Source organism: Thermodesulfobacteriota bacterium (assembly GCA_026415035.1).
Taxonomy (GTDB): Bacteria; Desulfobacterota; BSN033; order BSN033; family UBA1163; genus RBG-16-49-23.
The window spans coordinates 53,096-64,038 of the sequence record JAOAHX010000019.1 but is presented as its reverse complement, the minus strand read 5'-3'; the positions used below and the strand labels follow the sequence as shown (position 1 = coordinate 64,038).

General features: G+C 55.4%; 12 protein-coding genes and 1 tRNA gene. 11 read left to right on the top strand and 2 right to left on the bottom strand.

Features of this window, described 5'->3' with window-relative positions; all coding sequences use genetic code 11:
* Positions 1-535: hypothetical protein (locus tag N3G78_11295; protein MCX8118503.1), on the bottom strand; the 535-nt coding region annotated here is incomplete at its 3' end.
* A 266-nt stretch (positions 536-801) separates the two neighbouring features.
* Positions 802-878, bottom strand: a tRNA-Met gene (locus N3G78_11290).
* Positions 879-999: 121 nt separating this feature from the next.
* Between N3G78_11290 and larC the strand changes: the two genes are divergently transcribed.
* From larC to N3G78_11235, 11 genes are all read left to right on the top strand, one after another.
* Complete coding sequence (larC, locus tag N3G78_11285) at positions 1,000-2,190, top strand: nickel pincer cofactor biosynthesis protein LarC (protein MCX8118502.1); 1,191 nt, start codon at positions 1,000-1,002, stop codon at positions 2,188-2,190.
* Positions 2,191-2,243: 53 nt separating this feature from the next.
* Positions 2,244-2,795, top strand: a complete 552-nt coding sequence (locus tag N3G78_11280) for a hypothetical protein (GenBank protein MCX8118501.1) — start codon at positions 2,244-2,246, stop codon at positions 2,793-2,795.
* Positions 2,796-2,924: 129 nt separating this feature from the next.
* On the top strand, positions 2,925-3,383 hold the full coding sequence (locus N3G78_11275; protein MCX8118500.1) for a hypothetical protein: 459 nt from the start codon (positions 2,925-2,927) through the stop codon (positions 3,381-3,383).
* The gene (gene tilS / locus N3G78_11270; protein ID MCX8118499.1) at positions 3,380-4,804 is read left to right on the top strand and encodes a tRNA lysidine(34) synthetase TilS; all 1,425 of its coding nucleotides are present in this window, start codon (positions 3,380-3,382) and stop codon (positions 4,802-4,804) included. The genes N3G78_11275 and tilS overlap by 4 nt, the downstream gene beginning before the upstream one ends.
* Before the next feature lie 102 nt (positions 4,805-4,906).
* Entirely contained in the window at positions 4,907-5,350 is a 444-nt protein-coding gene (locus N3G78_11265) for an Rrf2 family transcriptional regulator (protein ID MCX8118498.1), read from the top strand.
* 52 nt (positions 5,351-5,402) lie between these two features.
* Positions 5,403-6,335: a cysteine synthase A gene (gene cysK / locus N3G78_11260; protein ID MCX8118497.1), complete on the top strand. Its 933-nt coding sequence runs from the start codon at positions 5,403-5,405 to the stop codon at positions 6,333-6,335.
* A gap of 18 nt (positions 6,336-6,353) precedes the next feature.
* Positions 6,354-7,565 carry a homocysteine biosynthesis protein gene (locus tag N3G78_11255; GenBank protein ID MCX8118496.1) on the top strand — a complete coding sequence of 404 codons (1,212 nt, stop codon included), beginning with the start codon at positions 6,354-6,356 and terminating at the stop codon, positions 7,563-7,565.
* A gap of 52 nt (positions 7,566-7,617) precedes the next feature.
* Positions 7,618-8,025, top strand: a complete 408-nt coding sequence (locus N3G78_11250; GenBank protein ID MCX8118495.1) for a 4Fe-4S binding protein — start codon at positions 7,618-7,620, stop codon at positions 8,023-8,025.
* Positions 8,022-9,104 carry a tRNA 2-thiouridine(34) synthase MnmA gene (mnmA, locus tag N3G78_11245; GenBank protein MCX8118494.1) on the top strand — a complete coding sequence of 361 codons (1,083 nt, stop codon included), beginning with the start codon at positions 8,022-8,024 and terminating at the stop codon, positions 9,102-9,104. The genes N3G78_11250 and mnmA overlap by 4 nt, the downstream gene beginning before the upstream one ends.
* Positions 9,105-9,116: 12 nt before the next feature.
* Entirely contained in the window at positions 9,117-9,932 is an 816-nt protein-coding gene (larE, locus tag N3G78_11240; protein ID MCX8118493.1) for an ATP-dependent sacrificial sulfur transferase LarE, read from the top strand.
* Positions 9,929-10,933 (top strand): hypothetical protein, encoded by a 1,005-nt coding sequence (locus tag N3G78_11235; GenBank protein MCX8118492.1) that lies wholly within the window; start codon positions 9,929-9,931, stop codon positions 10,931-10,933. Before larE ends, N3G78_11235 begins: the two co-directional genes overlap by 4 nt.
* Positions 10,934-10,943 lie beyond the last annotated feature (10 nt).

Sequence of the window (10,943 nt, the reverse complement as noted above, 5' to 3'; positions counted from 1 at the left end):
GTACAGGGTTGGAAATCTTCTCGAAGGCCCGGCCCAGGATGTCGAGGATCGGCTTCATCTCCTGTCGGATCGTCGCCTCGCCCGAGTTGAAGAAGACCCCTTCTGAGATCCTGATCACCAGGCCCCTGTCTTCGAGGATGAATTTGATCTTTTCGTTCAGGTTTGAGGCGATGGAGGCTCCATGGCTGTTCGGAAGTTTTTGGATCGCCTCTTCGATCTCTTTGGCCATCTTAACAAAGGCCATTTTCTTGGGGGGGACGGCCTTCCCTTCGATAGGGGTGAGACTGAAATGGATGGGGACGTCTCTATCCGGGAAGATTCCTGGTTCCTTATGGGAAAGGGCAATGGGAATTACAGAGCCTAACGCCTTTTGGAAGGAATCGATGGCCGACCCCATCTTCTGTCCGTCCGCGCGGGAGCAGGCATACATTGTGACGAAGAAGGCAAAGAGGAGGGTGATGAAGTCCGCATAGGAGACCAACCACCTCTCGTGATTTTCATGCTCTTCTTGGGGGTGATTTTTTCTTCGGGACATCTTGAATGCCTCATTAGGAATCTGCAAAGGTCATGCCCGGGGGCGAGTTAGGGAAACCTCTTTCTAACTCCTTGAAGGGATTGAATTCTTAATTTATGGAAGGATTGGGCTGGATGACAAAAAGGCAAAGCTTGACAAATATTGTTAGCAATGGCCTCAGGGGTTGGATTGTGCAACTTAATAAGTTTAAATTCCGCTTACGAAGAGTGCCGAAGTCTCCAAGCGATAGGTGGGCGATTATGGGTAATGCTTCCGGTGGGAATCGATGGTGGCGGTGCAGGGATTCGAACCCCGGACTCTGCGGATATGAGCCGCATGCTCTGACCAGCTGAGCTACACCGCCAAACCTCCCCAATTTTACCTTATCCCCTCCGATTGTCAATACCCCGTTGAAAATCGGTTTGATTTTGAATCATCCGTCCCCCATAATAAGCCTGATCCTTATTGATCGAGGGGAGGGGGAGATGAGAATTGCCTTTTTCGACTGTTTCTCAGGGGCAAGTGGCGACATGATCCTCGGGGCTCTGATCGACGCTGGCTTAAACCGGAAGGCGTTGAGAGATGAGTTGAAAAAACTGGGGCTCAGAAATATCTCCCTCAATGCGCGTCGCGTCGTAAAAGGAGGGATCTCCGCCACCCAAGTTTTTGTGGTGGGAAAGGAAGAGAGACGACATTCCCGGAGCCTGAAGGAGATCTTTCGGATCATCGATCGGAGTCGTCTGGAACCTGAGGTGAAAGAGGAGAGCAAAGAGGTCTTTCGGAAGATTGCTTCGGTGGAAGCCAAGATCCATGGGGTGCCCATGGAGGAGGTCCATTTCCACGAGATCGGTGGGCTTGACTCGGTGGTCGATATCGTGGGGGCGGTTTGGGGGATCCGGAACATGAGGATCGATAAGGTTTACGTGTCGAAGGTCAATGTGGGGACGGGCTTTGTGAAGTGCGAACATGGTCTGCTTCCGGTGCCCGCACCAGCAGCCCTCCGGCTGATGGAGGGAAAGCCGATCTACTCTTCAGGGGTCGAGGCAGAGCTCCTCACCCCCACCGGGGCCGCGCTTCTGACCTCCTTTGGGTCCGAATTCGGAAGGATGCCCCTGATGAATGTGGAGCGGATCGGATACGGGGCGGGCAAGGCGGACCTCCCCCACCCGAACCTCCTGCGGTTGATCATCGGCACAGACGATGGGTTCGAAAGGAAAGAGGAGGTCGCGGTTCTGGAGACGAACATCGACGATATGAATCCCCAGCTTTATGATTATGTGATGGAAAGGCTCTTCGAGATGGGCGCCCTCGAGGTCTTTCTCACCCCCGTCCAGATGAAAAAGAACCGGCCGGCCGTCCTCTTGACCGTGATCTGCCCTCCAGAGGCCCGTTCCTTCCTGGTCGATTTTCTGATTCGGGAAACAAGCACCATCGGCTTGAGGTGGAGGATCGAAGAGAGGAGCTGTGCCCAACGAGAAATCTTAACCATTCCCACGAAGTACGGAAAGGTCCGTTACAAACTGGCCCGCTGGAAGGGTCAGGAGGTCAATCTCTCACCCGAATACGAGGACTGCAAGAGGATCGCCCTCGCCCGGAAGGTCTCGATCAAGGAGGTCTTCGAAGAGGCGAGGAGGGCCGGAGAGGCCTTGAAAAAACCGCTCCCTCATCGGTTTTGACCTTGCAAAATATGCCCTCCGTACTTATCTTTAAGTTGAAGGAGGGAAGGAAGATGAAAAAGAAAGGGCTGGTGAGTTTTTTGTTTGTAGTAGCCATCGGGGTGTTGGTCGTCTCATCCCTTTGGGCTGAAGAGAAGGCAAAAGGAAGTCCCCCTGTCATTACCGCTTCTTATGCGATCGAAAGGGGTTATTACGGGTATGTGTGGAAGATCTACCTCGCCGCAAACGATCCGGATGGAGACATGGCGAGGATCGCCGTGGAGGTCGACCAGGTCGGCTATGGCCACTACCCTACCGATTGGATCATGCTCAAGGGGCCTTATCGGAAGGAGTTTAAAGGGTATCTCCAGTGGAACACCTTCAGCAGCAGGACGGGGTTTCTCCGGGAGTGGACGACCATTACCGTGAAGGTCACGGTGATCGACAAGGCGGGTAACGAAAGCAGGCCGGTCGTTTTCCCCTTTGAGTTCGTCTCGGGCGCGGTAAAAGAACCCAAGCTTCCATCCCCCTTCGATAGCGGCCCCTTACCCAGACTGGGCTATATCCACGTCGATCTGTTTGACCCCACGCAGATGGGGGCCGACAACCGGAGGGAAGATTATTAAGGACCATTTTAAACCGGAGGGTTCCCGGACATGAAGACCCCAGGCCCCAGAAGGGGCCTTTTTTATTCTTGCTTTTTGAGGGTTGAGCGTGGTAAGGATTAGATAAATCCTTGGAGGAGGGTATTAAGAATGAAAAGGGGTTTAAGGGCGTATCGGGCACTCTTTATCACTCTTCTAATCGGCCTCAGTCTGGTTTGGGCCGGTTGTGGCACGACAGCGAGGGAGAGGAAGGACGAGTCGGTCCGGCCGAAGGAGACGGTTGGCCGCTACTACCATTTCGAGGATGTCCGGGTCCCGACCGAGCTGAATTATCAACCCAAAAGGTCCTTTGTCTACGAGACGCCTCGGTTCAAGGCAGGCATTCTGATCTTCACAAAGTGGAGAATCGATACCGATTCGCTGATCGATTTTTTCAATTATTACATGGAGAGGGACAACTGGAAGCTGGTCAATAGCTTCAAGGGCAAGGAGTCGATCCTCAATTTCTCGAAGCCGGAAAAGACCTGCATGATCAAGATTACCGAAAAGTGGCACGGCACCACCGAAGTGGAGATCCGGGTTGGTCCTTTAGGAGAGAAGAGGATGTGAAATCGCCGGAGGTTGCGCGAAAGTTCAGGAGGACGATCGATCGCTATCGTTTGATCGAAAAAGGCGATCGATTGATCGTGGGTGTATCGGCTGGCGTTGACTCGATGGTCCTCCTCCATCTCCTGAATGATCTTCGAGAAGAGCTCTCTTTATCCCTGATCGTTGCCCATATCAACCATGGATTGAGGCCAGATGAATCCCCAAGGGAGGCCGAGCTTGTTCAGGAGGTGGCCAGAAGGCTCCATCTCCCTTTCGAATACGAGACCTTCGATGTAAAAACCTTTCGAACCCTCCATAAGGTCTCCCTCCAGGAAGCAGCCCGAAGGCTTCGATTCCGGTTCTTCAGCGAACTCTTGAAGAAGTATGGCGGCGGAAAGATTGCCCTGGGCCACCAGGCCGACGACCAGGTGGAGACCTTTCTTTTACGGCTGATGAGAGGCTCGGGGCTCACAGGGCTCAAAGGGATGCTTCCGCTCAGGGAAAAGGGGGTGATCCGGCCCCTTTTGGAAATCTGGAAATGGGAGATCGAAGCGTATGCCGGGGAGATGCGGATCCCTTACCTGACGGATTCATCCAATCTCAAAGAGGATTATCTGCGGAATTGGATCCGTTTGAGGCTCATCCCTCTTTTGGCCAGAGGGGATCTCCTCCATTTCAAAAAGGCCATTCTTAAAACGATTCACCACTTAGGCGAAGAAGACCGTTTTATCGAGGGAGAGTCCGAAAGGGTCTTTCGGCAGATCGTCCGGACAGAAGAGGGGAGGGCCTGTTTCAGGTTTTCCGATTTTCGATCCCTTCACCCCGCCCTCCAGTGGAGGGTCCTAAAGCAGGCCGTCGAGCGGGTTCGGGAAGAAGGGGATGGGGTCGAAGAGGATTGGTCTGAGGTGGGCCTCCTTCTCGGACGGCTTAAAATGTCTCGGCCCAGTTTCTCCCTCCAACTTTCCGGAGGCCTCCTTTTTGAGAGACGATATGACCTCATCGAATTGAAAAGAGGCCTTCCCCATCCCATCCCCCCTTTCGAAACGGAGCTCTCCGTTCCAGGAACCACCTATATCCAAGAGATTGCGACCGAGATCTCGGCCGAGGTCCTGCCTTGGCCGAAGGCTGAACCGATCGCGACCCATCCCAATGGGAACGTGGCCTTGCTCGATTTTGACCGAATCCGACTTCCCCTTCGGGTGCGAAACCTCTGGCCGGGAGACCGATTTCAACCCCTCGGAGCGAAGGGAAGCCAGAAGTTGAAAGAATTCTTCATCGACCATAAAGTTCCGAGGATCGATCGGCAGGCGATTCCCTTGCTCATCACAGGCGATCATGCGATTGCCTGGGTTGGGGGCCACCGCATCGATGAACGGTTCAAGGTGTCCCCAGAGACCAAAAAGGTTTTAAGATTGACGCTCATCAAACGGTCGGAGGCTTAATCCTCTCTTTTCCCATCGCCCCTGCCCCTCTTTCTTGACAAGCCGCCACTTCTGAGTTAAGAATTTGAAAATTCCTATAGAAAAAGTATAGTTTTTTAACTTATGAGAATATCAACTAAAATTCGATATGGAACGAGAGCTATCCTCGAGCTTGCCTCCCATTACGGAAAGGGGCCGGTCGATCTTAAGGAGATCGCAAAAAAAGAGAACATCTCCCTTAAATATCTGGAGCAGGTGATCATCCCGCTCAAATCGGCCGGGCTTCTTAAGGCGATCCGCGGGGCAAAGGGAGGCTATTCGCTTGCAAAGCCCCCTTCGGAGATCAGCCTCAACGATGTGGTGAAGGTGCTCGACGGACCGGTCGATCTGGTGGAGTGCATCAAGGACCCGGACAGCTGTCCGAAATCTTCCACCTGCATCACCCGGGACATCTGGAAAGAGGCATCGGAGGCCCTCGAAAAGGTCTTCAGCGCGATCACCTTTGAGGAGATGCTCAGGAGGAGAAAGGAGAGAGAGGAGAAGTCTCCTCCCATGTACCAGATATGAGTCTTTTCCGAGGGGGAAAAAGGAAATCGAATTTAAGGGAGCTTTGGGGAGGATGGCAAAAATAGCCGATTCCATTTCCGAATTGGTAGGCCGTACCCCCTTATTGAGGCTCAAGAGGATCGCCGAGGGGTGCGAGGCCGAGGTGGTGGCCAAATTGGAGTCCTTCAATCCCTGTGGGAGCGTAAAGGACCGCATCGGCATATCGATGATCGAGGCGGCCGAAAGGGCGGGGTTGATCCAGAAGGATACGATCCTCATCGAACCGACCAGCGGAAATACCGGTATCGCCCTGGCCTTCGTCTGTGCCTCGAAAGGATATCCGTTGATCTTGACCATGCCCGAAACGATGTCGGAAGAACGGGTCCATCTTCTCAGGTTGTTTGGGGCCGAGGTAATCCTGACTCCGGGTAACGAAGGCATGGCCGGGGCGGTGAGGATGGCGGAAGAGATGGCGAAGAAGGACCCCCGATATCTCATCCTCCAACAATTCAAGAATCCCGCCAATCCGGAGATCCACCGTAGGACGACGGCCCAGGAGATCTGGGAGGATACGGAGGGGAGAATCGATATCTTCGTGGCCGGTGTGGGAACAGGGGGAACGATCACCGGAGTGGCCGAGGTCCTGAAAGGGAAGAACCCCGAATTGAAAGCGATCGCGGTTGAGCCGGAGAGTTCTCCCGTGCTTTCGGGAGGCAAACCGGGATTGCATAAGATCCAGGGAATTGGAGCCGGGTTCATCCCGGAGGTCTTGAGGGTCGATCTCATCGACGAGGTCATCCGTGTATCGGACGAACAGGCCATCGATTTCGCGAAACGGCTGGCCAGGGAGGAAGGGGTGTTGGCCGGGATCTCTTCGGGGGCGGCCGCATGGGCGGCCATCGAGGTGGCCCGAAGGCCCGAATCTCGAGGGAAGAGGGTCGTGGTCATCCTGCCGGATACCGGGGAGAGATATCTCAGCACCAGGGGGTTCGTCGGCCGAAAATAGACCGACCGGAGGAGGGTTATGGCGAAGGACATCGAAGAGATCAACGAAAAGATTCGGAAGGGGAAGGTGGTCGTCTTGACCGCGGAGGAGATCATCGACTATGCCGCCGAAAAAGGGGTGAAGCGGGCGGCCCAGGAGGTGGACGTCGTGACCACGGGAACCTTCGGCCCGATGTGCTCCTCCGGCGCCTATTTCAATTTGGGCCATACGAAGCCGAGGATCAAATTGGGCGGAGGGAAGACCTATCTGAACGACGTGCCGGTCTATACCGGTCTGGCCGCGGTCGACTTCTATTTGGGCGCGACGGCCATGCCCGATGATGATCCGAGGAACAGGATCTATCCGGGTAAATTTTCGTATGGGGGAGGCCACGTCATCGAAGAACTGGTGGCGGGAAAGGATGTTCGGTTGACCGCGACCGCTTACGGCACGGACTGCTATCCCAGGAAGACCCTGGAGACCTATGTCTCCCTGAAGGATATGAATGAAGCCGTTCTCTTCAACATGAGGAATGCCTATCAGAATTACAATGTGGCCGTCAACCTCTCCGACCGGGTGATCTACACTTATATGGGGGTGCTTCAGCCCAAACTGGGAAACGCCAATTACTGCAGCGCGGGTCAGCTGAGTCCTCTCCTCAACGATCCGTACTACCGGACGATCGGGATCGGCACCCGGATCTTCTTGGGAGGAGGCATCGGGTATGTGGTAGGGAGCGGAACCCAGCACAATCCCAATGTCCCCAGAACAGAGAAAGGGGTTCCCAGGATGGCCGCCGGCACCCTATCTGTCAAAGGGGATCTGAAGATGATGAGTCCGAGATGGCTCAGGGGAACCTCCTTTACCGGATACGGGGTGACGCTCACCGTGGGCCTCGGCATTCCCATCCCTATCCTCGACGAGGAGATCTTAAGTTATACCCTGGTGAAGGACGAGGAGATCTGGGCTCCGGTGGTCGATTATAGCGAGGCCTATCCTCAGATGATCCCCGGCAGTCTGGGCGAGGTCAACTATAAACAGTTGAAGAGCGGAAAGATCGTGGTTCAAGGGAAGGAAGTCCCCACCTCGGGACTATCGAGCTATCTCAAGGCAAGGGAGATCGCCCGGATCCTGAAGGAGTGGATCGCCTCGGGCAAGTTCTTTTTGACCCAACCGGTGGAGCTTCTCCCTTCGGTGGATTCCGGGATCGTCTTCAAACCTTTTAAAGAGAGACCGATCAAGAGGAGATGAGCGGGAGGAAGCCAAAGAGGACGGGGGGTTCATCCTGGGAAAGGGGAGTGCGATGCAGAAGAAACGAGTCGTCTTCAATTATCCGCCCAATTTAGTCGACCAGCCGGTCATCTCAAAACTGGTCAAGGAGTACGACCTCACGGTGAACATCCTGAGGGCCAGGATCACTCCGAAGGAAGAGGGCCGCCTCGTCCTCGAGATGGAGGGCAAGCGCTCCTCCATAGAGGCGGGCCTTGCTTATGTGAAGGAGATCGGCGTCGAGGTACAACCGCTGGCCCAGGATGTCCGGTGGTACGGGGATCGCTGCACCCACTGCACGGCCTGCGTCTCGATCTGTCCTCCGAAGGCCTTGGACGTGAACCGGGAGACGATGGAGGTCTTCTTCAACCGGGATAAGTGCATTGCCTGCGAACTCTGCATCCCGGTCTGCCCTTATCAGGCGATGGAGATCCTGTTTTGAAGAGGAGAGTTCTGGTGGCCATGAGCGGGGGGGTCGATTCGAGCACCGCGGCATGGCTTCTCAAACAGCAGGGATATGAAGTGATCGGGGCCACGATGTGTATCGGCTCGCTCGAAACAAGGGAGACGGGCCCCTCCAGGTGTTGTGGCCTTTCCGATATCGAGGATGCGAGGAGGGTCGCCCTTCAGTTGGGGTTCCCCTTTTACGTCATCCCGTTGAGGGAGGAGTTCGAGAAGGAGATTGTCGACTACTTCTGCCGGGAGTACCAGGAGGGGAGGACCCCCAATCCCTGTATCCTCTGCAACGAGAGGTTGAAGTTCGGGGCCTTGTTGGAAAAAGGCCTGGAGATGGGGGCCGACTATCTCGCCACGGGCCATTATGCAAGGTTGGAATTCGACGAGAAGGAGGGGCGCCACCTCCTGAAACGGGGGGTGGACCAAAAGAAGGATCAGTCTTACGTCCTCTTCGGTCTCAAGCAGGAGCAGTTGCGCCATATCCTCTTTCCGCTCGGATCGTTTCGGAAGGAGGAGGTGAGGAGGATGGCCTTCGAAGCAGGGCTCCGGGTCCATGACAAACCGGAAAGTCAGGAGGTCTGCTTCATCCGAGACACCACCTACCATCCCTTTTTGAAGGAGAGGCTGAAGGAGGCGGCCGGCCCAGGGCCGATCCTCAATCGCAAGGGAGAGGTTTTGGGGACGCACAAGGGGATCGCCTTCTATACGATCGGTCAGAGAAGAGGCCTCGGTTTGGCCAAAGGGAGACCCCTCTATGTCATAGGGATCGACCGGGAGAGGAACGCCCTGATCGTTGGAGAGGAAGAGGAGGTGTTCAACGACGCCTTTCTAACGGGCTCCATCAACTGGATCCGGTCGGAAGAGATGGCCTCTACGGTCCGCTGTCAGGTCAAGATCCGATACAATCACCCAGGGGGGGAGGCCACGGTCCGCCTCCGAAACAGAGATTCGGCAGAGGTGAAATTCAGCAGGCCCCAAAAGGCCATCACCCCGGGCCAGGCCGCAGTCTTTTATGAAGGGGACTATGTGCTGGGGGGAGGATGGATCGAGGAGGTTCGAAGTTAGGGGTTTAGGGGGATGGGAACGGAGCTTAAGGGAAAACTGGAGAAGTTGGCCGAGCGGATGCGTTCCTTGGGAAGGGTGGCCGTGGCCTTTTCCGGGGGAGTGGACAGCACCTTTCTCCTCAGGATGGCAAGGGATGTCCTGGGAAAGGAGAATGTCCTTGCGATCACCGCCCTTTCCCCGCTCTATCCGGAGAGGGAGCGACGGGCCGCGGAGGCGCTTGCCAAAGAGATGGGCGTGATGCATCTCCTCATTGAATCGAATGAGTTGGAGATCGAGGGGTTCGTGGAAAATCCGGTCGATCGTTGTTATCTTTGTAAAAAGGGACTTTTCGAAGAGGTGAAAAAGGTGGCCGCAAATTTTGAGATCCGTCACATCGTCGAAGGTTCGACGCTCGATGACGAAGCCGACCACCGGCCTGGCAAGAGGGCCCTCAGGGAATTGAATATAAGAAGCCCTCTCCTCGAGGCCTCCTTCACAAAATCGGAAGTGAGGGAGGCCTCCAAACAACTCGGTTTGCCGACCTGGGAGAAGCCCTCCTTTGCCTGCCTGGCCTCACGATTTCCGTATGGCGAGCGGATCACCGAAGAGGGCCTAAGGAGGGTCGGCGAGGCAGAGGAGTTCCTGATCGGTCTGGGCTTCAGACAGGTGCGGGTCCGACATTACGGAGATCTTGCAAGAATCGAAGTCTACAGAGAGGAGATCGGAAACTTTTTGGACGAGACCTTCAGGGATCGAGTGGTCGAACGGCTCAAAGGGCTCGGGTATCGTTATGTGACCCTCGACTTGCAGGGGTTTCGTTCAGGTTCGATGAACGAGGTATTGAAATGAAGGCGATCGCCCTCCTTTCCGGAGGGCTCGACAGCACCCTTGCCGCCAGGATCGTTTTGGATCAAGGGATCGAGCTGGAGGCCCTCAACTTTATGACCGTGTTCTGCACCTGCACGAACAGGGGGGCCACCTGCCTGGCCTCCCAGAAGGCGGTCGAGACCTTGGGTATTCCGTTGAAGGTCTTTAACGTCTCCGAAGAGTATTTAGAGGTCGTCCGGCATCCCAAGCACGGATACGGAAGCAACATGAACCCGTGCATCGATTGTCGCATCTTCATGTTGAAGAAGGCGAAGGCCTACATGGCCGAGGCGGGGGCCTCTTTCATTGTCACCGGCGAGGTCCTCGGCCAGAGGCCCATGTCTCAGCGAAGGGAGGCCATGCGTTTAATCGAAAAAGAAGCGGGCCTGGAAGGGCTGATCCTCCGTCCCCTCTCGGCCCAATTCTTGCCCGTCACGATTCCGGAGAGGGAGGGATGGGTTGATCGGCAGAAGCTGTTGAGTATCCAGGGCCGTTCCAGGAAGCCACAAATCCAATTGGCCGATCAGTATCGGATCAAGGATTATCCCTGTCCCGCAGGGGGTTGTCTTCTGACCGACCCGATCTTCTCCAAACGGCTGAGGGACCTGATGGCCTGCGATCCTGATTTCACCCTCAACGATGTCCACCTGCTCAAATTCGGAAGGCATTTTCGGCTCTCCCCGAAGGTGAAGCTGGTGGTCGGACGGAACGAAGAGGAGAATCAGAAGGTCCAGACCTTTTCCCTGCCGGGGGATCTCCTGTTGAAGACCGTAAGGTTCCCAGGGCCGCTCTCGTTGCTGAGGGGGGGGCCGGAAAGAAGGGAGATCGAGCTTGCGGCTGCCATTACCCTTCGATACAGCAAGGGAAGGGATTTGGAAAGGGGTGAGGTCCAATTTTGGAGAGTGAAGGGTGAAGAGAGAGGTCAACTCTCTGTCTCACCCCTTGGAGGAGATGAGATTCAGAGGCTGATGATTTCCGAATGATCTTCACCGA

Excerpts from the sequence above, each read along its gene's own strand:
- N3G78_11280 (MCX8118501.1), top strand. The coding sequence starts at position 2,244 with ATGAAAAAGAAAGGGCTGGTGAGTTTTTTGTTTGTAGTAGCCATCGGG.
- larE (MCX8118493.1), top strand. The coding sequence starts at position 9,117 with ATGGGAACGGAGCTTAAGGGAAAACTGGAGAAGTTGGCCGAGCGGATG.
- larC (MCX8118502.1), top strand. The coding sequence starts at position 1,000 with ATGAGAATTGCCTTTTTCGACTGTTTCTCAGGGGCAAGTGGCGACATG.
- N3G78_11255 (MCX8118496.1), top strand. The coding sequence starts at position 6,354 with ATGGCGAAGGACATCGAAGAGATCAACGAAAAGATTCGGAAGGGGAAG.
- N3G78_11265 (MCX8118498.1), top strand. The coding sequence starts at position 4,907 with ATGAGAATATCAACTAAAATTCGATATGGAACGAGAGCTATCCTCGAG.
- N3G78_11250 (MCX8118495.1), top strand. The coding sequence starts at position 7,618 with ATGCAGAAGAAACGAGTCGTCTTCAATTATCCGCCCAATTTAGTCGAC.
- N3G78_11275 (MCX8118500.1), top strand. The coding sequence starts at position 2,925 with ATGAAAAGGGGTTTAAGGGCGTATCGGGCACTCTTTATCACTCTTCTA.
- cysK (MCX8118497.1), top strand. The coding sequence starts at position 5,403 with ATGGCAAAAATAGCCGATTCCATTTCCGAATTGGTAGGCCGTACCCCC.
- N3G78_11235 (MCX8118492.1), top strand. The coding sequence starts at position 9,929 with ATGAAGGCGATCGCCCTCCTTTCCGGAGGGCTCGACAGCACCCTTGCC.